18 protein-coding genes are annotated in these 18,979 nt (G+C 71.5%); 8 read left to right on the top strand and 10 right to left on the bottom strand.

Annotation, left to right across the window (positions count from 1 at the left end):
- Window positions 1–126: 126 nt before the first annotated feature.
- A complete protein-coding gene (locus DEJ00_RS14475; RefSeq protein WP_111057828.1) occupies window positions 127–1,086 on the bottom strand; it encodes an AraC family transcriptional regulator in 960 nt (319 codons plus the stop codon).
- A gap of 48 nt (window positions 1,087–1,134) precedes the next feature.
- Complete coding sequence (locus tag DEJ00_RS14470; RefSeq protein WP_027466231.1) at window positions 1,135–2,097, bottom strand: sugar-binding transcriptional regulator; 963 nt, start codon at window positions 2,095–2,097, stop codon at window positions 1,135–1,137.
- 192 nt (window positions 2,098–2,289) lie between these two features.
- Between DEJ00_RS14470 and DEJ00_RS14465 the strand changes: the two genes are divergently transcribed.
- The gene (locus DEJ00_RS14465) at window positions 2,290–4,038 is read left to right on the top strand and encodes a glycerol-3-phosphate dehydrogenase/oxidase (protein WP_111057827.1); all 1,749 of its coding nucleotides are present in this window, start codon (window positions 2,290–2,292) and stop codon (window positions 4,036–4,038) included.
- A 153-nt stretch (window positions 4,039–4,191) separates the two neighbouring features.
- On the opposite strand, the gene DEJ00_RS14460 is transcribed toward DEJ00_RS14465, so the two are convergent.
- Together DEJ00_RS14460 and ykgO are read right to left on the bottom strand one after the other, a co-directional pair.
- On the bottom strand, window positions 4,192–4,848 hold the full coding sequence (locus DEJ00_RS14460) for a histidine phosphatase family protein (protein WP_111057826.1): 657 nt from the start codon (window positions 4,846–4,848) through the stop codon (window positions 4,192–4,194).
- Window positions 4,849–4,876: 28 nt separating this feature from the next.
- Entirely contained in the window at window positions 4,877–4,999 is a 123-nt protein-coding gene (ykgO, locus tag DEJ00_RS14455) for a type B 50S ribosomal protein L36 (protein WP_017888460.1), read from the bottom strand.
- A 45-nt stretch (window positions 5,000–5,044) separates the two neighbouring features.
- Here ykgO and DEJ00_RS14450 point away from each other — a divergent pair, with 45 nt between their 5' ends.
- Window positions 5,045–6,073: a GTP-binding protein gene (locus tag DEJ00_RS14450; protein ID WP_071405048.1), complete on the top strand. Its 1,029-nt coding sequence runs from the start codon at window positions 5,045–5,047 to the stop codon at window positions 6,071–6,073.
- Window positions 6,074–6,297: 224 nt separating this feature from the next.
- Here the strand turns inward: DEJ00_RS14450 and DEJ00_RS14445 are convergent, their stop codons facing one another.
- Window positions 6,298–7,821: an MFS transporter gene (locus DEJ00_RS14445; RefSeq protein WP_027466228.1), complete on the bottom strand. Its 1,524-nt coding sequence runs from the start codon at window positions 7,819–7,821 to the stop codon at window positions 6,298–6,300.
- Between the two features lie 191 nt (window positions 7,822–8,012).
- Here DEJ00_RS14445 and DEJ00_RS14440 point away from each other — a divergent pair, with 191 nt between their 5' ends.
- Window positions 8,013–8,537, top strand: coding sequence for a DinB family protein (locus tag DEJ00_RS14440; protein ID WP_111057825.1), 525 nt, complete (start codon window positions 8,013–8,015; stop codon window positions 8,535–8,537).
- 264 nt (window positions 8,538–8,801) lie between these two features.
- Here DEJ00_RS14440 and DEJ00_RS14435 read toward each other — a convergent pair whose 3' ends face one another.
- A complete protein-coding gene (locus DEJ00_RS14435) occupies window positions 8,802–9,764 on the bottom strand; it encodes a sugar-binding transcriptional regulator (protein WP_111057824.1) in 963 nt (320 codons plus the stop codon).
- Between the two features lie 115 nt (window positions 9,765–9,879).
- On the opposite strand from DEJ00_RS14435, the gene DEJ00_RS14430 reads away from it, so the two are divergent.
- The 4 genes from DEJ00_RS14430 to DEJ00_RS14415 all read left to right on the top strand — a co-directional run bounded on the left by DEJ00_RS14430 (window position 9,880) and on the right by DEJ00_RS14415 (window position 13,402).
- A complete protein-coding gene (locus DEJ00_RS14430; RefSeq protein WP_111057823.1) occupies window positions 9,880–10,362 on the top strand; it encodes a ribose-5-phosphate isomerase in 483 nt (160 codons plus the stop codon).
- Between the two features lie 79 nt (window positions 10,363–10,441).
- On the top strand, window positions 10,442–11,518 hold the full coding sequence (locus tag DEJ00_RS14425) for an outer membrane lipoprotein carrier protein LolA (RefSeq protein WP_071247932.1): 1,077 nt from the start codon (window positions 10,442–10,444) through the stop codon (window positions 11,516–11,518).
- Between the two features lie 59 nt (window positions 11,519–11,577).
- Window positions 11,578–12,555: an ABC transporter ATP-binding protein gene (locus DEJ00_RS14420; protein WP_111057850.1), complete on the top strand. Its 978-nt coding sequence runs from the start codon at window positions 11,578–11,580 to the stop codon at window positions 12,553–12,555.
- Complete coding sequence (locus DEJ00_RS14415; RefSeq protein ID WP_027466217.1) at window positions 12,542–13,402, top strand: ABC transporter permease; 861 nt, start codon at window positions 12,542–12,544, stop codon at window positions 13,400–13,402. The genes DEJ00_RS14420 and DEJ00_RS14415 overlap by 14 nt, the downstream gene beginning before the upstream one ends.
- Window positions 13,403–13,454: 52 nt before the next feature.
- On the opposite strand, the gene DEJ00_RS14410 is transcribed toward DEJ00_RS14415, so the two are convergent.
- The 4 genes from DEJ00_RS14410 to DEJ00_RS14395 all read right to left on the bottom strand — a co-directional run bounded on the left by DEJ00_RS14410 (window position 13,455) and on the right by DEJ00_RS14395 (window position 17,438).
- Window positions 13,455–14,516, bottom strand: coding sequence for an NADP-dependent oxidoreductase (locus DEJ00_RS14410; protein WP_111057822.1), 1,062 nt, complete (start codon window positions 14,514–14,516; stop codon window positions 13,455–13,457).
- Window positions 14,517–14,693: 177 nt separating this feature from the next.
- Window positions 14,694–15,626: a metallophosphoesterase gene (locus DEJ00_RS14405; RefSeq protein ID WP_111057821.1), complete on the bottom strand. Its 933-nt coding sequence runs from the start codon at window positions 15,624–15,626 to the stop codon at window positions 14,694–14,696.
- Window positions 15,627–15,744: 118 nt separating this feature from the next.
- Window positions 15,745–16,086, bottom strand: a complete 342-nt coding sequence (locus DEJ00_RS14400) for an L-rhamnose mutarotase (protein ID WP_111057820.1) — start codon at window positions 16,084–16,086, stop codon at window positions 15,745–15,747.
- Window positions 16,083–17,438 carry an MFS transporter gene (locus DEJ00_RS14395; protein ID WP_071247718.1) on the bottom strand — a complete coding sequence of 452 codons (1,356 nt, stop codon included), beginning with the start codon at window positions 17,436–17,438 and terminating at the stop codon, window positions 16,083–16,085. Before DEJ00_RS14395 ends, DEJ00_RS14400 begins: the two co-directional genes overlap by 4 nt.
- A gap of 513 nt (window positions 17,439–17,951) precedes the next feature.
- Between DEJ00_RS14395 and DEJ00_RS14390 the strand changes: the two genes are divergently transcribed.
- Window positions 17,952–18,962, top strand: coding sequence for a LacI family DNA-binding transcriptional regulator (locus tag DEJ00_RS14390; protein WP_071247721.1), 1,011 nt, complete (start codon window positions 17,952–17,954; stop codon window positions 18,960–18,962).
- Window positions 18,963–18,979 lie beyond the last annotated feature (17 nt).

Genomic DNA, 18,979 nt, shown 5'->3' with positions numbered 1-18,979 from the left:
GGGCGGTGCGTTCGTCCTGTCCATTGAGCACCGGATTCGCCCACAGCAGCAATGAGCCGAACATCCGGACAGCGGCGGGGCGATCCGTGTCACGAGATTCGGCGGAACGGTCCGCAGCAGCAGCGGTCAGTGCCCGCGCAGCGACTCGCTCGGCAGCTCCCCGAAACGGCTGCGGTAGGTCGCCGAGAAGCGCCCGAGGTGCCCGAAGCCCCACGTCCGCGCGATCTCGGCCACCGTCGTCTCGTCCAGGCCGCTGCCGATTAGGTCGGTCCGGGCGCCGTCGAGTCGCACGCCGCGCAGGAGTTCCCCCGGCGTCTGGTCGAGGTGCCGACGGAGGGACTGCTGCAGCCCGCGCGGGCTGAGCCCCGCCGCCGCCGCGATCTCCGGGGTGCCGATCGCTTCGCGCGCGTGCTCGTGCACGAACTCGAGCGCCCGGCGCAGGCGGTCGTGCTCCGGGCCGCTGCCGGACACCGACGCACGCCACTTGTTGCGCTGCGGGAACGCCCGGATCGCCGCGGTCGCGAAGGCCTCGGCGATGTCGTGCTGCACCACCGGGCTCATCGACCGATCGACGTCGAGCCACGTGGCCGAGTACTTCCGCACGACCGACCGCCACAGCGCGATGCCGTCGGCCGTCGGGCGGCGCATCGGCTCGAAGGCGAAGTCGTCGTCGCCGGCCACGGCACGGACGAAGTCGCGGTCCAGGTGCACCAGGTTCAGGGCGATGTCGCGGTGGTGCAGCGCGTACGGCTCGGCGAAGGGCAGCACGACCGGCACCCCGGCCTCGAGCTCGTACGTCTCGCCGCCCGAGGTGATCCGGCTCGAGCCGCTCCGCATCCAGGCGACCAGGAACTCGTCGTCGACCTGGCTCTCGCTCCGCAGGTCGACCATGAAGCGTGACGAGCGCAGGGACATCCGCTCGTCACCGACGCCGGCGAAGTCCCAGTGGGCGTTCTCGTGGGTGCGACGGACCAGTGGTGCACGGAAGTCGTAGTCGCCCGTGAAGAACGCGAGCGCCTGGTCGACGTCGCTGCCGACCATCCGCCGGAAGTACCGCTGACCGGGCTGTTCGAGAGAAAGCACCATGGTCGAGAACCTACGACGGACCACCGACAAACTGCGTCAGGTCCTGACTCAGGGCTGCAGGATCGCCTGCCCCACGCTCTCGTCCAGGATCAGGTCCGTGATGAGTCCGGCGGCCAGCGCGCCCCGCAGCGAAGCCGCCTTCGACCGCCCGGCGACGACGCAGACCCGCCGCGGCGCACGCTTGATCGTGTCGAGGTCCGGAGCGCCGGCGCGGGCGTTCACCCCGATGTCCTTCCACGAGCCGTCGGCCCGGTAGAACACCGTCGAGACGTCCCCGACGACTCCGGCCTGCGTGAGCTCGTCACGGTCCTCGGGGTCGAGGTACCCGCCGGAGTACACGTGCGAGGGCACCGGGGCCTGCGGGGCACCGACACCGAACACGACGAGGTCCATCCGCTCGTGCAGGTCGAGCACACGGCGGATCGAGCGCTCCCGGAACAGGGCCTCCTTCGTCGCGGGGTCGTCGAAGAACGCCGGCACCGGGAACTGCTGCACGAACGCCCCGTAGGCCTCGCCGAACCGGCGCAGGATCTCGGACGCGTAGACGATGCCGGTGGTGCGGGTGTTCGCGGCGCCGTTGATCTGGACGATCGTCGAGCCGTGGGTGGTCTTCGGCACCAGGTAGCGGCTGACCGCGCTCACCGTCGAGCCCCACGAGATCCCGATCACCATGTTCGACTCGACGTACTGCGTCAGGATCCGGGCGGCGGACAGGGCCACCCGCTCGAGCCGGTCGACGTCGCTCGTGTGGTCCGGCACCGGGACGACGTGCGCGTGCACCCCGAAGCGGGAGCGGATGCTCCGGCTCAGCGCGGCGGCCTGGTCCAGGGGAGAACGGATCTGGATGTCGACGAGCCCGGTGTCCCTGGCGTACTTCAGCAGCCGCGACACCGACGAGCGCGAGGTGCCGAGTTCGTCGGCGATCGCGTCCATCGTCAGGTCCTGCAGGTAGTACAGGTGGGCGGCGCGCAGCGCCTGCTGCGTGCGCATGGGCTGAGCCGCATCGCTCATGGTGCTCCGATCTGTCGAACGCAACCATGCACGGACGTGCAGGGCCTCTGCAACCCCTGCCGCGCCTCCTGACCGCCGTGTCGGGCCTGGACGACACGTGTGCTGCACGTTCGTGCACGCGAGTTGCCCGCCCTGTCGAACGAGCGCACGATCGATCCTGACCCCACGAACAGACGAAGGAAGCGACGAACCATGTCGAAGAAGACACAGCCCCGGAACACGGTGACCGCCCTCACCGAGCGCCCGAACGCGCAGGTCCTCGTCGTCGGCGGCGGCATCAACGGCATCGCGACGTTCCGCGACCTGGCGCTCCAGGGCGTCGACGTCGCCCTGGTCGAGCGTGGCGACTACGCCTCCGGCGCCTCCGCGGCCTCGAGCCACATGATCCACGGCGGCATCCGCTACCTGGAGAACGGCGAGTTCCGCCTGGTGCGCGAGAGCGTGCAGGAGCGCAACGGCCTGATCCGCATCGCCCCGCACTACGTCAAGCCGCTGCAGACGACCATGCCGATCTTCTCGACGTTCTCCGGCATCATGAACGCCCCGCTGCGCATGCTGACGCACAAGCAGCGCTCCACCAAGGAGCGCGGCGCGATGCTGATCAAGATCGGCATGACGATCTACGACTCCTTCTCGCGCGACGGCGGCTCCGTCCCGAAGCACGTCTTCCGCACCAAGAAGGCCGCGCTCGAGGACATGCCCGCCCTCAACAAGGACCTGAAGTACACGGGTACCTACTACGACGCGAGCGTGCACGAGCCCGAGCGCCTGGCCCTCGACGTCCTGAAGGACGGCCTGGCCGCGGGAGCCGGGAGCGGCTCCGCCGCGACCGCCCGCGCCACGAACTACGTCGAGGCAGCCGGCACCCGCGACGGCGGCGTCCTGCTGCGCGACCGCGAGACCGGCGACGAGTTCGTCTTCACCGCCGACGTCGTGATCAACGCTTCCGGCCCCTGGACCGACCTGACGAACGAGGCGTTCGGCGGCGAGACGAAGTTCATGGGCGGCACGAAGGGCTCGCACATCGTCGTGCACAACGACGAGCTGCTCGAGGCCACGAAGGGCCGCGAGCTGTTCTTCGAGAACGACGACGGCCGCATCGTCCTCATCTACCCGCTCAAGGGCCGGGTGCTCATCGGCACGACCGACATCGACGCCGACCCCGCGAAGCCGGTCACGACGACCGACGAGGAGATCGACTACTTCTTCGGGCTCGTGAAGCACGTGTTCCCGCAGATCGACGTCACCCGCGACCACATCGTCTACAGCTACTCCGGCATCCGCCCGCTCCCCCGCCACGAGGACACCGCCCCCGGCTTCGTGTCCCGCGACTACCGGATCGTGGACACCCAGATCGCCGGGCTGCCGAAGTCGACCGTGCTGTCGCTGGTCGGTGGCAAGTGGACGACCTTCCGTGCCCTCGCGGCACACCTGTCCACGGAGGCGACCACCAAGCTCGGCATGAGCCGCAAGGTCGACACCACCGGCATGCCGATCGGCGGTGGCAAGGAGTTCCCGACCACCGACGCGCAGCGCGCCCTGTGGATCAAGTCGCACCGCGACGGCCTGGACGAGTCGCTGGTCGAGGGCCTGCTCGAGCGCTACGGCACCCGTGCCGCCGAGGTCGTGGACGTCCTGACCGACGGCCCGGTCGAGCCGCTCGAGTCCGACCCGTCGCTCACCCGCGCCGAGGTCGCGTACTTCGCCCGCCACGAGCAGGCCGTCCACCTGGTCGACGTCGTCCTGCGCCGCACGAACCTGGCGTTCGTCGGCGGGGTCACGATCGACCTGCTCGACGAGCTGGCCGACGTGCTCGCCGAGGCGCTCGACTGGACGACCGAGGAGCGCACGGACGAGGTCCAGCGCACGCTCGACGTGCTGCGTGAGTCGCACGGCGTGATCGTGCCGCTGACGTCGGCGTCGGCGTCGCAGCTCGCGTAGTCGACGCAAGGACAAGACGGACGGGAGGCCCGGTACCAGCTGGTACCGGGCCTCCCGTCTGTTCGTGGTCGCGTTCGCGAGCCGCTGGTCGCGTCGGCGACCCGCTGGTCGCGTCGGCGACCCGCTGGTCGCGTCGGCGACCCGCTGGTCGCGTCAGAAACGCTCGCCGGTGGGGTCGAGCGCCGTGCGGTCGATGAGCTGGTCGCCGCCGACCGGCTCGCCTTCCCAGTCGACCAGGCGCCAGCCGTTGGCGAACGAGCCCTCGAGCTCGACGATGCCGGTGTTCTCCAGGTGGCGCTTCGTGCCGAAGTGGTCCGGGGTGTTCTGCGCAGCCGCGCTCGCCCACGTGCGGATCGCGGCACCGTGGCTGACGGCGGCGGCGACAGCGACCCCGGTGGCCTCGATCTGCCGGACGGCGTCGTCGTAGCGCTCGAAGAACTCGGTGCCGCTCTCGGCACCGGGCATCCGGGTCGTCCGATCGCCGCCGGACCAGCCGTGCACGGTGGAGATGTAGGTCTGCACGGACACCTTGTCGCTCTTGCCCTGGGTGTCGCCCGCCTCGATCTCACGCAGGCCCGGCAGCACCACGGGCTCGAGGCCGAGCGAGGTCGCGAGGGGCGCCGCGGTGATCTGCGTGCGGATCATCGACGACACGAACAGTCGCTCGATCCCCCGGTCGGCGAGCGCTGCCGGCAGCGCGTCGGCCTGCTGCTGCCCGAGCTCCGTCAGCCCCGGTCCGGGCACCACGGCATCGAGGATGCCGTGCACGTTCGCGGGGGTCTGGCCGTGGCGGATGAGCAGCAGTCGCATGCCGCCACCCTACGGACCGCCGCTGACGTCAGCCCTGCCGGGTGTTCCAGCGGGGGTTCTTCTTGTTGATGACGTAGACGCGGCCGCGGCGTCGGACGACCTGCGAGCCGGGGATCTTCTTCAGGGCCTTGAGGGAGTTGCGGACCTTCACGACGAGCCTCCTTGTTGAGAACGGTTTTCAGTTACAGTAGCGGACATGCGTGCTGCTGCCATCACCCTCGTCACCGCCCTGCACCAGGTCGACGCCGACCGCGTCGCCGCCCGGATCTCGGACGGCCACCGGATGCACGTCGCCGGGAGTGCCTTCGCCACCGCCCGCGCCGTGGCCGACCGTGCCGACCAGCTCGACCGGGTCTGCGGACCCGACGCGGGCCACGGGCTCGTCGTCACCCTGCACCCGGGGGCCGATGCCCGAGCGGTCGGCATGCTGCTCGCCAACGCGGCACGGTCGGAGACCGGCGACGACCGGGTGCTGCGGCACGTCGTCGGGGTGCTGCGGGCCGACGACGTCGCGCACCTGCTGTGGTCGGACGTCGACGACGCCTTCGTGGCCGCGGACCGGATGGCCGCACTCGTCGAGTACGCGACGGTGATCGCCCTCGACCGCATCGAACCGCTGTCGGGCCGTCGGCGTCGGGCGCTCGTGTCGCTGCTGCACCGGATGGCGCCCCAGGCCGTGATCGTCGCCCTGCCAGCGATCCGCAGCGCCGCCGACCTGCCGGCGTCGAACGGTGGAGCCGCGCGGGTGCTCGCCACCGGTGCCGGCTGGATGCGGGCGCTGTCGAGCGGTGCGGACACCGGGCGCGAGGCCCGCGACGCCCTGGTCTCGATGCGTTACCGGGAGCCGCTGCCCTTCCACCCCGGACGGCTGTCGTCCGTCATCGCCGACGACCTGTCCGCCGGGGTGAACGGCCGCGTGCTGCGGTCGCGGGGGTTCTTCCGCCTGGCGTCCCGGCCGGACCACGTCGGCTCGTGGTCGAGCTTCGGTTCGATGCTCGCGCTCGACCCCACCGCGAACCCGTCGTGGGACGCCGACGCCCCGATCGGGCAGGCGCTGTGGTTCGTCGGCGAGCAGCTCGACGTCCGGGCGATCGAGCGGGCGCTCGACGGGGCGCTGCTCACGCCGTCGGAGCTGCTCGCCGGGCCGGACGTGTGGCGCGGCTGGCCTGACCCGTTCCCGGTGTGGCCCGCGGTGGACCCGGCGTCGGAGCACCGGCACGAGTGACGCGGGCTGGGGCGGGCTGGGGCTGGCTGGTGCGGGTGGGTGCGAGCGCGGGCCGGTGCGGACGCCGAACGACACTGTCGATGTCGTACGACGGCGACATCGTCGCTCCCCGAACGGTGCAACAGCCCGCGCACGCAACGAACGACGGAGTCGCTGTCGTACGACAACGACCCCGTCGTTCCACGTCGGCCGGACACACCCCGCCGACCGATCCCCCACGCGCGTCAGCGCGCTGGCACCCCCTCAGCCTCGCGCGCAGCAGCAGCCGCCGCGTCCTGCGCCGCGAACGGCAGGTCACCGAGGTCCAGGTGCGGGTTCGTGTCCTGCGTGAGCACGAGTTCCTTCGCCTCGTCCTCGGTCTCCACCGCCGGCATCGACCCGGGCAGCGGGCGCTGCGAGGACTCCTTCATGCAGAAGACACCGATCGCTCCGACGACGCTCATCGCCATCAGGAAGTACGCCGGCGCGAGCTCGTCACCCGTCGCGGTGAGCAGCGCCTGCACGATCAGGGGCGTGGTCCCACCGAAGACCGCGATCGCGATGTTGTAGGCGAACCCCATGCCGCCGTACCGCGTCGAGGTCGGGAACAGCGCCGGCAGCGACGCAGCCTGGTTCGACACCCACAGCGCCGTCATCAGCGCAAGCAGTCCGAGGCCGGCGAGCGTCGACCACTGCGCCCCGTGCCCGATGAGCATGAACGCCGGCACGACGAGCACGACCGTGGTGGCGGCACCGATCCACATCACGACGCGGCGGCCGAGGCGGTCGGAGAGCTTGCCGGTCAGCGGCAGCATCACCGCGAGCAGCAGGAGCACCGGGATCGTCAGCAGCGTGCCGTCGATGGCGGAGTACCCGAGCGAGTCGGTCAGGTACGTCGGCATGTACGAGGTCAGGGCGTAGCCCACGGTGTTCGACGCGGCGACGAGCATGATCGCGATGACGATCGGACGCCAGTGCTGGCGGACCATCGCGACGACGTTGGCCGGGCGCTCCCCCTCGAAGGACGCGCGGGACTCGGTCGCGGCCTCCTGCGCGGCCTGGGTCGCCTGGAACACCGGCGATTCCTCGATCCGCAGGCGGAAGTAGATGGCCACGACGCCGATCACACCGGCCGCCAGGAACGGGAACCGCCAGCCGTAGGCGGTCATCGCCTCGTCGCCGAGGGTGAGCTGCAGCACCGACACGACCGTGGCACCGAGCGCGAAGCCGAGGTAGCTGCCGAAGTCCAGGATGCTCGCGAAGAACCCGCGACGGCGGTCCGGGGCGTACTCGGTGACGAAGGTCGTCGCTCCGGCGTACTCACCACCGGTCGAGAAGCCCTGCGCGAGCTTCAGCACGACGAGCAGGATCGGGCCGAACACGCCGATCGTCGCGTACGCGGGGAGCGCCCCGATCAGGAACGTCGACGCCGCCATCATGATCAGCGTCGTCGCGAGCACCTTCTGCCGACCGATCCGGTCACCGAGGCGTCCGAACACGATGCCACCGAGCGGCCGCGCGATGTACGTCGCCGCGAACACCCCGAGGCTGAACAGGATCTGCACCGCGGGTTCGGCCGTCGGCAGGAAGACCTTCCCCATCGTGACGGCCAGGTAGCCGTACACACCGACGTCGTACCACTCCATGGTGTTGCCGACGACCATGCCGCTGACGGCTCGTCGCATCATGCTCTTGTCGACCACGGTGACGTCGCTCTCGCGCAGCCGTCGGTGCGGTCGGGGGTGGGTACTGCTGGGGTCGGAACCCATGCATCGCTCCTCGAGAAGATCGGTGGGCCGTCGGGAACCGGCCCAGAACAGCGAGCGACGTTACCGAGCAACCGAAATGTCATTGGCCGGTGATTCTCAGGGAACGGCGTGTCACCCGAACGGGGGTCGCCGCCGATCCGCACCAGTCCGGCGAACCCGGAAGCTGAGTAACGAGCCCGTAACATCGGCCCATGGCGATCGAACCGGAGACGAAGAACTGGACGTGGGTCATCGAGTCCGCGTGTCCCGAGTGCGGCTACGACGGCAGCGCGGTGACCGTCCGCGACGTGCCGGGCATCATCGACGAGAACACCGCAGGATGGCCCGCGATCCTCGGACGTGACGACGTGCGCGACCGCCCCGACGACCAGACCTGGTCACCGCTCGAGTACGGCGCCCACGTGCGGGACGTGCACCGGAAGATGGCGGAGCGCCTCGAGCTGATGCTCACCGAGGACGCCCCGACGTTCCCGAACTGGGACCAGGACGCCACCGCCGTCGAGGACCGCTACGGCGAGCAGGACCCCGCGGTCGTCGCCGAGGAGCTGCGGGAGTCGGCCGACCGCGCGGCCCGGGCCTTCGCGGCGGTGCCCGACGAGGTGCTCGAGCGCACCGGGCTCCGGTCCGACGGCAGCGCCTTCACCGTCGCGACGCTCGCCACCTACTACGCGCACGACCCGGTGCACCACCTGTGGGACGTGCGGCACACGCTCTAGACGTGGGGACCACCGGCCTGGAGGCGCGGTGCGGCCCCGCCCCGCGCCTCCAGGCCGTCGACGGTCGCCCCGCACCCGGGCGTACCTACCGAAACCGGGCGCACCTACCGAACCGGGCGTACCTACCGAAACCGGGCGTACCTACCGAAACCGGGCGTACCTACCGGAATCGGGCGTACCTGCCACGAAGAATCGACCAGGTATGCCCGAAAGCACCATCCATCGCACGCGTTATGGGAAGGAACGGGCACCGAGCCGGAGCGCTCAGGCGAGTGCGTCGAGCACGGCGCGCGCCGTCGCGGCGTCGGTCACCAGCTCGTTGACCAGCCCGCCCCGCACCGCGGCCACGATGCTCGTGACCTTGGCGCTGCCCACGGCGACCCCGACCGCGTGCGGCACGGTCGACAGGATCTCGCGCGAGGTCCGCACCATCCGGTCGCTGCCGGGGAACTCGATCGGCGAGCCGTCCGCGGCGTAGAAGTTCAGGCAGACGTCGCCGGCGGCACGGTCGAACGCCGCGTCCTCGACCGGGATGCCCCGGGCCAGGGCGTCCCGCGTGTGGGTCGGCGCCCCGATACCGAGGATCGCGCCCTTCGCCCGGCTCCACAGCCCGACGACGTGTTGGAACGCCGGGTCCTCGTCGAGCGTGGACCGCATCGCCGGGGACGGCAGCGCCTGGGCGAACAGGAACGCCGGGATCGCGCCGGAGTGTTCCGCGGCCGTCCGGGTGATCTCGTTCGTCTGGAACCACGGCATCGGGTCGGCCTGCCCGCCCACGGTGGGCACGAGCTGCACGCCGGGCATGGTCGGCATGCCGGACCGTGCGACGTCGTACACCGTGCGCCCCGACGACATCAGGACGGCGTCACCGGGGACGAGTCCCATGCCCTCGACCACGGCGGCCAGCGGTGCGGCCAGGTCGGCGCCGAGCGTGGCGGCGTGGGTGACCGCGGCGAGGTGGACGGCTCGGAGCCCGAGCACGACCTGCAGCCGTTCGGCGAGCGCCACGGTCTCGTCCTGGAACGGGTCGACGACCTCGATGCGGACGAGTCCGGCCTTGCGGGCCTCGGCCACGAGCCGCGAGACCGTCGGGCGCGAGACGCCGAGGCGCGAGGCGATCTCGACCTGCGTGGCGTCCTCGAGGTAGTACATCCGCGCCGCCTGGTAGACGGTGTCCAGCGGGAACCGGGTGCGGGCTCCGTCCGGGGTGGGGGTCTCGGCCGACATGGTGCGATGCTACCGCCACGCGCAACGCAGAAATTGTGTGCTGGACAGATGTCCACGGCCGTCGCAGACTGGTCCGGGAGCGCCCGGAACCTCGGGGCGCGGGAGGAGCACAGACATGACGTACCGTCTCGTGATCGGGTCCGACGACGCCGGGTTCGACTACAAGGAGATCATCAAGGCCGACCTGCTCGCCGACGAGCGGGTGTCCGACGTGCGGGACGTCGGCGTCGACGCGGACGGCCACACCGCGTACCCGCACGTCGCGGTCGACGCCGCACGGCTGGTGGCGAACGGCGAGGCCGACCGGGCGATCCTGATCTGCGGCACCGGACTGGGCGTGGCGATCAGCGCCAACAAGGTGCCGGGCATCCGCGCCGTCACCGCGCACGACTCCTACAGCGTGGAGCGCTCGGTCCTGTCGAACGACGCCCAGGTCCTCTGCATGGGGCAGCGGGTCGTCGGCATCGAGCTCGCTCGTCGTCTGGCGAAGGAGTGGCTCGGCTACGAGTTCGACCGTTCAAGTGCCAGCGCCGAGAAGGTCAACGCCATCTGCGAGTACGACGGCAGTGCTCCCGCGGGCGTCGACGCCCAGGCGTAGTCCCCGCGCAACGCCCAGCTGCCTGTCGGGGGCCGGACGTACCGTACCGACGACTCCAATGCTCCACGAGGGGAACCCGATGAAGAAGTCAGCCTGGCTGCCAGCCGTCATCGCACCGGTCGTCGTCGCCGGCGCCGTTGCCGCCCCGATGATCGCGAACGCCGCGAACGACCCGATCGCGGGGACGAACCCCAGCGCGGCGGCCGTCATCGCCAGCATCGCGAAGTCGTCGGACGCCCAGTACTCGGGGAAGCTCTCGCAGACGAGCGCGCTCGGCCTCCCCGAACTGCCGACGGGTTCGGGCGGCTCCTCGCTCGAGGGCGACGCCTCCGACGTGCTCGGGCTGCTCACCGCGTCGCACACCGCCCGGGTCTACGTCGACGGCCCCGACAAGCAGCGCGTCCAGCTGACGCAGCAGCTCGCCGAGCAGGACGTCGTCCGCAACGGCTCGGACGTCTGGACCTGGGACTCGAAGGAGCGCACGGCCACGCACGTGACCCTGCCGAGCGACACCGCGAAGGACCCGCAGGACGGCGCGACCACCCCGGCCGACATCGCGAAGCAGGCCATCGACGCGATCACCCCGACCACCACCGTGTCGAAGCCGACCGAGGTCAGCGTCGCCGGACACGACGCCTGGCAGATCACCCTGACGCCGAAGTCGTCCGACACCCTCGTCGGAGCCGTCCGGTTGGCCGTCGACCAGCAGACCGGACTCCCGCTCCGCGCGAGCGTCCAGGCCGCAGGCGCGGACGACCCCGCGGTGCAGGTCGGGTTCACGAGCCTCGACTACGGCGCCCCGGCGGCCCGGCTCTTCGACTTCACCCCGCCGTCGAACGCCAAGGTCACCGAGAAGGACCTGTCCGACGCCGGATCCCACGCGAAGGGCGAGCACGGCGACCGCCGTGGCACCCCGAGCGGTGACGAGCCGACCTTCACCGGCACGGGCTGGAGCACCATCGCCGAGCTCCCCGCCGGCACGGTGGACCGGTCCGGGCTCGAGGGCGAGGCCTCCGGCCTGCTCGACCAGCTGACCAAGCCCGTCGACGGTGGCCGTGCCGTGCAGACGTCGCTCGTCTCGGTCTACCTGACCGACGACGGCCGAGTGCTCGCAGGTGCAGTGCCGGTCGCCTCCCTGGTCGACGCCGCGAAGTGAGCGCGGACGACCACGAGGTGCGCACCGCCGACCGCGGGGCGAGCACGGCCGACCGCGAGGTGAGCACGGCCGACCGCGGGGCGAGCACGGCGGCACCGGCGCCGGACCTGGCGATCCGCACCACGGGCCTCCAGAAGGTGTTCCGCAAGCAGCGCGCGGTCGACGGGATCGACCTGGCGGTGCCGCGCGGCGCGGTGTTCGGGTTCCTCGGGCCGAACGGTTCCGGCAAGACCACCACGATCCGGATGCTGCTCGGGCTCTCGAGCGCGAGCGGCGGCACCATCGAGCTGCTCGGCGAACCGATGCCGAAGGCGCTGCACGACGTCCTGCCCCGCGTCGGCGCGCTCGTCGAGGGGCCGGCCTTCTACCCGTACCTGTCCGGCCGGGCCAACCTGCAGCGCTTCGACGCCGCCGACCCCACCTCGGACCCGCGCACCCGCAAGGCCCGCGTCGCCGATGCCCTCGACCGCGTCGGGCTGACCCACGCGGCGGACAAGAAGGCGCACGCGTACTCCCTCGGCATGAAGCAGCGGCTCGGGCTCGCGAACGCCCTGCTGTCCCCGCGCGACCTGCTGGTGCTCGACGAGCCGACCAACGGCCTCGACCCGCAGGGCACGCGCGAGGTCCGCAACCTCATCCGCTCCCTGGCCGACGACGGCACCACGGTGTTCGTGTCGAGCCACCTGCTCGCCGAGATCGAACAGGTCTGCACGCACGCAGCCGTCATGCGGACCGGCAAGATCGTCGCGCAGGGCCCCCTCGACGAGCTGCGCGCAGCCGGCGCCCGGACCGTGACCGTGCGGACGCCCGACGTCGGGCAGGCCGGTTCCGTCCTCACCCGACTCGGGCTCACCCCGCGGCACGACGGCGGGGCCGACGTGCTGGTGGCCGACCTGCCGAACGAGCTGCTGCCCGAGACGATCACCTCGGAGCTCGTGCGCGCCGACGTCCGGGTGCGCGGCCTGACGGTGGGCGGCGGCACCCTCGAGGACCTGTTCGTCGCACTCACCGGAGAGGGATTCGATGTCGCAGCCTGACGCGGCCGTGCGGGACCTGCCCGTCCGCCGCCGGCAGCGCCCGTTCGCACTGCTCGGTTCCGAACTCGCGCTGGTGTTCCGGCGTCGCCGCACCTGGGCGATGCTCGGGGCACTCGCGCTCGTGCCGATCCTGATCGCGGTCGCCGTGAAGCTCACCACCGACGGCGACGACGGCGGGCCGGCGTTCCTGGGCGACATCACCAACAACGGCCTGTTCGTCGCGTTCACCGCACTGACCGTGTCGATCCCGCTGTTCCTGCCGCTGACCGTCGGCGTCGTCGCCGGTGACACCGTCGCGGGCGAGGCCAGCCACGGCACGATCCGCTACCTGCTCGTCGCGCCGACGGGCCGTGTGCGGTTCATCCTGGTGAAGTTCGCCGGTGCCGTCGCCTTCTGCCTGGCCGCCACCCTGCTGGTGGTGCTGGTCGGTGCGGCGATCGGCGCCGTGCTGTTCCCGATCGGCCCGGTCACACTGCTGTCCGGCACCCAGGTGGGCGGCTGGTCGTACGCCGGCCGTGCCCTGCTGCTCGCGCTGTACGTCGCGATGTCGATGCTCGGGCTCGTGGCGATCGGCATGTTCACGTCGACGCTGACGAACGTGCCGGTCGGAGCGATGGCCGCGACGGTCGTGCTCGCCGGGGCGTCGCAGGTGCTCGACCAGCTCCCCCAGCTCGACTGGCTGCACCCGTTCCTGTTCTCGCACCAGTGGCTCGGGTTCGGTGACCTGCTGCGCGACCCGATCTCGTTCGACTCGTTCGGGTCGAACGCGGTGCTGCAACTCGGGTACGTCGTGGTGTTCGGGGCGCTGGCCTACAGCCGGTTCGCCTCGAAGGACATCCTGAGCTGACGCGGCAGGGGCCCGGCACGAAGGTGTCGGGCCCCTGCGACGCGCAGCTCGTTCAGCTCGTGGGCGACGCCGATCCGCCGGCCATCGTCTCCGTGTCGGTCCCCCGCGCATCGGCGTACCGGTCGCGCAGGTCACGGGCCTTCTCGGAGCGGTACCAGTCGAGCCGCGCCCCGGTCTCCACCGTCTGCATCCCGATCACGACCTTGCCGCGGGACTTCATCTCCGCCAGGTCCTCGTACGCCTCGACGATGTACTCGAACGGGTAGAAGCCCGAGATCAGGACCTGCACGCGGCGGTCCTGCACGGCCTTCGCCAGCAGGGTGAGCAGCTCGCGGGTCTCCTCGTCCTCGGCGGGTGCACGGAGGAACCGGACCTCGATGTCCCGGCGCTCCTCCGACGACACGAACCGCTCCTGGCCGACGCCGAGACGTTCGGCCAGCAGCTCGGCGTTGCTCTCGCCGTGGTTGTCGATGAACGCGGTGATCGGCCGACCGTCGGCGATGTCGCGGATGCGGTCTTCCTCGCCCTCGCCGTACGCGACGGGCAGCGTGCCGATCTGTCGCAGGTAGTCGTGGTTGCGGGGGCTGCCGAGGGCGATCACGGTCGCGCCGGCGTCGTGCGCCAGCTGGCACTCGATGTGTCCGACGCCACCGGCTGCGGCCGAGATCACGACGGTGTCCTGCGGTCCGAGCCGGAGCGACCGGACGACCGACACCGCGGTGCAGCCCGCCAGGTACAGGCCGCCGGCGACCTCCCACCCGACGTGCTCCGGCTTCTTGATGACGGCGCCGCGCGGCACCGCGATCCAGGTGGCGTGGGCGCCGCCGGTCGGCGCGTGCCCCATGACCTCGTCGCCGATCCGGAGGTCCTTCACGCCGTCGCCCCGCGCGCGCACGATGCCGGCGAAGTCGACGCCCTGGTGTGCGGGGAACTCGAGGTCGACGTGGTCGCGGAGCTTCCCCTCGCGCAGGAACCGCTCGATGTGGTTCAGGCCCGCGGCCACGATCTCGACGACGATCTCGCCCGGTCCGGCCTCGGGCTTCTGCTGGGGGACGAGCTCGACGACGTCGAAGTCGCCGTACCGGTCGTACTGCACTGCACTGCCGACTCGCATGGGTGCTCCTTCGCTCCAGGTGTGCGTCCGTGCTACTCGGTGTTCCCGCACGCAACCCGAAGACGTGGGGTACCGCGGCTGTGGACGTGACCAGACGACGGACTGGAGGCCCGTGGCGGCGCCGCCACGGGCCTCCAGTCCGTCGTCACGCGCGTCCACGGCGCGTGGGGACCGGGCTCAGTGCTTGCCGGCGGCCGCGATGACGGCGCGGACCGTCTCGGGGTCGAGGCGGAACGCCCGCGGGTCGGCGTCGCCCCGGGGCACGCGGACCGGTGTCGACCAGACGGAGCCGTCCGCGGCGACGTCGACGACGAGTGCGCCGCTGTCGACGACGGCCGATTCCTCGTCGTACGGCCCGACGACGTCGGTGTCGTTCGAGACACCGGGGGCGACGAGGACCGGGACGCCTGCGAGCGATCCGGCGAAGTGGTGGTGGTAGTGGCCGGCGAGGACGACCCGCACGTCGGAACCACGGATGACGTCGGCGAGCGCCTCGGGGTTCTGCAGGCGGAGGGCCTCGTGCAGCTCGGTCGGGGCGGGCAGCGGCGGGTGGTGCAGGACGACGACGGTGCCGTGCGGGGCGTCGTCCGGGGCGCTGTGGGCGTCTTCGGCCAGGACTGTGCGCAGGTGCTCGAACGCCGTGTCGCTGAGCTCGCCGTACCCGGCACCCGGGACGCTCGTGTCGACGGTCACGATCCGACGCCCGGCGACGACCGACTGCCCGGAGACCGGCACCGTCGGCGGCAGGTACTCCATCGTGTGCATCAGCGCCGTGCCGCCCTGGCCCAGGACGTGCCCGTTCGCCAGGACCTGGCGGAAGCCCGCGCGCAGGTCGTGGTTGCCGGGGACCACGACGAAGGCCGCACCGTGCCGCTCCGCCCAGCCGCCGACGCGGTCCCGCACGGTCGCGTAGGACTCGGGGCTGCCGTCCTCGGAGACGTCGCCGGACACGACCACCAGCCCGATGCCGGGCACCTGGTCGACGTGGGCGAGCAGCCGTTCGAGCGCGGCCGTGGTGTCGACCGCGCCCTGGTGCAGGGCGCCGTCGCCGGTCAGGTGGGTGTCGGAGAGGTGGAGGATGCGGAGGGTCCCGGATGCTGGCGGCTGCATGGGTCCACGGTAGCCACGGCCCCCGTCAGTCCGGTGCTGCGGGCACTTGGTGAGCAGGAATGGTCGGGTCGCGCCAGCGGACCCGACCATTCCTGCTCACGAAGTCTGCGTCCGACCGTCAGTCCGGTGCTGCGGCCAGCTGGTCCTCGAGGTTGAACACCTCGGGCAGCACCCGCGCCGTCTGGTCGGCGCGCCCGGTGGCCCCGGCGAAGAGGTCCTGCATGTGCGCCTCCCACGCCGTGGCCACCTCGGACGCGGCGAGCGCGGCGTCCGCATCGACCACAGAGTCCGTCTCGTAGTACCCGATGAGCAGCCCGTCGTCGTCGAGGAACAGCGAGTAGTTCCGCCGCCCCGCCGCCGCGATCGCCCGGAGCATCGCCGGCCACACGGCGGCGTGCCGCTCGCGGTAGGCGTCGAGCAGCTCGACCTGCACCTGCAGCCGGAAGCAGACGCGGGTCACCGTCCGGCCTGTTCGCGGCGACGCTGCTCGGCGTCGTGGACGGTTCGCTCGTCGGCGGTGCGGACCGTCCCGGTGACGGTGGTGACGGTGCCGTAGCGCTCGGCTTCGATCGCCTCGAGGGTCTTGCCCTGGGTGCGCGGCGCCCAGATCGTGCCGACGAGGAACGACAGCGCGAGCAGCCCGAGGATCAGGCCGCCGAGGGCCCGCAGCCCGATGTCCGACAGCAGCAGCGGGAACCAGATGCTCAGCAGTCCGACCATGACGCGGGCGGCCAGGAACAGCACGCCCTGGGCGCTGGCGCGGTACCGGGTGGCGAAGAGCTCGCTCGTCCACAGGCCGTAGAACGCCTGCGCACCGATGCCCGACGAGATGCCCCACGCCACGGCGAAGAACAGCAGGGTGCCGAGGTTGGCGGGCGCGTAGATGAGCACGGCCCACGCGATGATCGCCAGCACGGCCCCGGCGGCGTAGAGCGCGCGTCGGCTGACCCGGTCGGCGTACCGCATGAAGCCGAAGTACGTCGCGGCCACCGTGCAGCCCCAGACCAGGATCTGCAGTCCGTACTGCTCGGTGACGCTCGTGACCCCGGTCGCCGCGTACACCCGGGGCTGGAAGATGCCGGCCTGCCCGGCGACGGTGTTCCAGAGCGCGTAGACGCCGAACAGGAACAGCATCGCGGTCAGGTTCTTCCGGCGGCTGAACAGCTGCGTGATCCCGTGGAAGAAGTTCGCCGTACCGGTGGCCGCGCGCTCGTCCTTCCAGATCGCCGACTCGGGCAGCCCGCGGCGGAGCCACCACACGATCGCGGCGACGACGAACAGGTGGGCGAAGATGAGGCGGCTGCCGAGCAGGCCGAGCGGTGCCGCGGCGATCGCCAGGGCGAACCCGACCATCGGCCCGATCGACCACGCGAGCTGTGCCGTGCCGACGTGGGCCGCACGCTTGTCCGCGGGGGCCTGCTCGGCGATGTAGGTCCAGCTCGCCGGGACGCCCGCGCCGACGGCGATGCCGGTCAGGATGAAGCCGACCAGGAGCATGCCGTAGCTGCCGGCGAACACCGCGAGCAGGATGCCGAGCATGTAGAGGAGCAGGTCGTACGTGTAGATGAACTTCCGGCCGTACCGGTCGCACAGCGGTCCGCCGACGATCGCGCCGACGGCGGCACCGAAGGCGTTCGCGGACAGGCTCGCGAGCAGGCCGACCTCGAGGTCGCCGATCCGGAACTCCGCCTGCCACAGGCTGAGGCTCGTGGCGATCGCGATGATCGACCCCGACTCGATGTAGTTCGACATGGCCACCGAGACGGTGGCCTTCCAGCCCGTGGTGTTCCGGGCTCCGATGCGGACCGCCATTGGTCCTCCGTTCGCGTGTTCGTCGGTGAATCGTTTCAACGGGACGACGAGGACGATAGCGCTCCGGTGTGCGCGCTGGCAAGAGCGGGTTCGCCGGGCTGCTCTTCGCACCGTGCGAGGGGACGCTCGCCCCACGCGAGGTTGCGCCTCGCACCGTGCGAGGGGGCGTTCGCCCCGCGCGAGGTTGCGCCCGCACCGTGCGAGGGGGCGCTCGCCCCGTGCGAGGGGGCGCCTCGCACCGTGCGCGGGGGCGTTCGCCCCGTGCGAGGTTCCGCACTCCGTGCGAGCCTTTCCACCCCGCACCGAGTGCGGAACCTCGCACCGGCCGCGCGCCTTGCACCAGCCGCGCGCCTCGCACCAGCCTTGCGCCTCGCACCGTGCGCGGGGCAGTCGACGCGACCACCCCACGGACGGGAGGCCCGGCACCGGCCCGCCCCGCGCCTCCCGTCCGCGTTTTCCACAGATCACGGCGCGGGCCGACCGCGCGGACCGCGCCGATGCCAGGATGGCCACATGGCGGTCAGTGTGCGAGAGGTGGCAGCGCTCGCGGGCGTGTCCCTCGGCACGGTGTCGAACGTGCTGAACCGCCCCGACAAGGTCGCTCCCGGCACGGTGGAACGCGTGCAGTCGGCGATCGCGACGCTCGGGTTCGTGCGCAACGACTCCGCACGGCAGCTCCGGGCCGGACGCAGCTCCACCGTCGGGCTCATCGTGCTCGACGGCGGCAACCCGTTCTTCACCGACGTCGCCCGGGGCGCCGAGGACGCCGCGATGGACAACGGCCTCGCGGTGCTGATCGGCAACTCCGACGAGTCGACCGACCGCGAACGCACCTACGTCGACCTGTTCGAGGAACGCCGTGTCGCCGGACTCCTGATCTCCCCCGCCGGCGACGACCTGTCCCGGCTCGCGCGGCTGCGTGACCAGGGCACCGCCGTGGTGCTGGTGGACCGTCGCGCCGACGACGAGCACTTCGCCTCGGTCTCGGTCGACGACATCGCCGGCGGCCGCATCGCGGTCGAGCACCTCGCGGCGATCGGCCGCACCCACATCGCCTTCGTCGGCGGGCCGTTCGGCATCCGCCAGGTCGCCGACCGGCACGCCGGGGCACTCGCCGCCGCACAGGCCGCGGGCATCCGGCTCGAAGCCCTGCCGACCACCTCGCTGTCCGTGCTCGAGGGGCGCCGCATCGGCGAAGCGATCCAGGCACGGCCGGCCGCCGAACGCCCGGACGCCGTCTTCGCCGCCAACGACCTGCTCGCCGTCGGGCTCGAACAGGCCTTCATCATGCGCGGCACCATCGCGGTGCCCGAGCAGATCGCCATCGTCGGCTACGACGACATCGCGTTCGCCGAGTCCGCCGTGGTCCCGCTGACGTCGGTGCGGCAGCCCGCGCAGGACCTCGGTCGTCGCGCGATCGAACTCCTGACGAAGCAGGTCGAGCAGGGGCAGGACATCGACCTCGAGCACGTGGAGTTCACACCGGAGCTCGTGGTGCGGCAGTCCTCCGTCGCCGACGCCTAGGGCGCGGTCCGGACAGG

The organism is Curtobacterium sp. MCLR17_039, from assembly GCF_003234745.1.
In the GTDB taxonomy this organism is placed as follows: domain Bacteria; phylum Actinomycetota; class Actinomycetes; order Actinomycetales; family Microbacteriaceae; genus Curtobacterium; species Curtobacterium flaccumfaciens.
Note: the sequence above shows the minus strand (reverse complement) of the source record. Positions and strands in the feature narration are given on the sequence as shown.

What these genes read in the sequence shown, in the direction of transcription:
- DEJ00_RS14475 (WP_111057828.1), bottom strand. Translation starts at nt 1,086, where the DNA reads ATGGTGCTTTCTCTCGAACAGCCCGGTCAGCGGTACTTCCGGCGGATG.
- DEJ00_RS14470 (WP_027466231.1), bottom strand. Translation starts at nt 2,097, where the DNA reads ATGAGCGATGCGGCTCAGCCCATGCGCACGCAGCAGGCGCTGCGCGCC.
- DEJ00_RS14465 (WP_111057827.1), top strand. Translation starts at nt 2,290, where the DNA reads ATGTCGAAGAAGACACAGCCCCGGAACACGGTGACCGCCCTCACCGAG.
- DEJ00_RS14460 (WP_111057826.1), bottom strand. Translation starts at nt 4,848, where the DNA reads ATGCGACTGCTGCTCATCCGCCACGGCCAGACCCCCGCGAACGTGCAC.
- DEJ00_RS14450 (WP_071405048.1), top strand. Translation starts at nt 5,045, where the DNA reads ATGCGTGCTGCTGCCATCACCCTCGTCACCGCCCTGCACCAGGTCGAC.
- DEJ00_RS14445 (WP_027466228.1), bottom strand. Translation starts at nt 7,821, where the DNA reads ATGGGTTCCGACCCCAGCAGTACCCACCCCCGACCGCACCGACGGCTG.
- DEJ00_RS14440 (WP_111057825.1), top strand. Translation starts at nt 8,013, where the DNA reads ATGGCGATCGAACCGGAGACGAAGAACTGGACGTGGGTCATCGAGTCC.
- DEJ00_RS14435 (WP_111057824.1), bottom strand. Translation starts at nt 9,764, where the DNA reads ATGTCGGCCGAGACCCCCACCCCGGACGGAGCCCGCACCCGGTTCCCG.
- DEJ00_RS14430 (WP_111057823.1), top strand. Translation starts at nt 9,880, where the DNA reads ATGACGTACCGTCTCGTGATCGGGTCCGACGACGCCGGGTTCGACTAC.
- DEJ00_RS14425 (WP_071247932.1), top strand. Translation starts at nt 10,442, where the DNA reads ATGAAGAAGTCAGCCTGGCTGCCAGCCGTCATCGCACCGGTCGTCGTC.
- DEJ00_RS14415 (WP_027466217.1), top strand. Translation starts at nt 12,542, where the DNA reads ATGTCGCAGCCTGACGCGGCCGTGCGGGACCTGCCCGTCCGCCGCCGG.
- DEJ00_RS14410 (WP_111057822.1), bottom strand. Translation starts at nt 14,516, where the DNA reads ATGCGAGTCGGCAGTGCAGTGCAGTACGACCGGTACGGCGACTTCGAC.
- DEJ00_RS14405 (WP_111057821.1), bottom strand. Translation starts at nt 15,626, where the DNA reads ATGCAGCCGCCAGCATCCGGGACCCTCCGCATCCTCCACCTCTCCGAC.
- DEJ00_RS14395 (WP_071247718.1), bottom strand. Translation starts at nt 17,438, where the DNA reads ATGGCGGTCCGCATCGGAGCCCGGAACACCACGGGCTGGAAGGCCACC.
- DEJ00_RS14390 (WP_071247721.1), top strand. Translation starts at nt 17,952, where the DNA reads ATGGCGGTCAGTGTGCGAGAGGTGGCAGCGCTCGCGGGCGTGTCCCTC.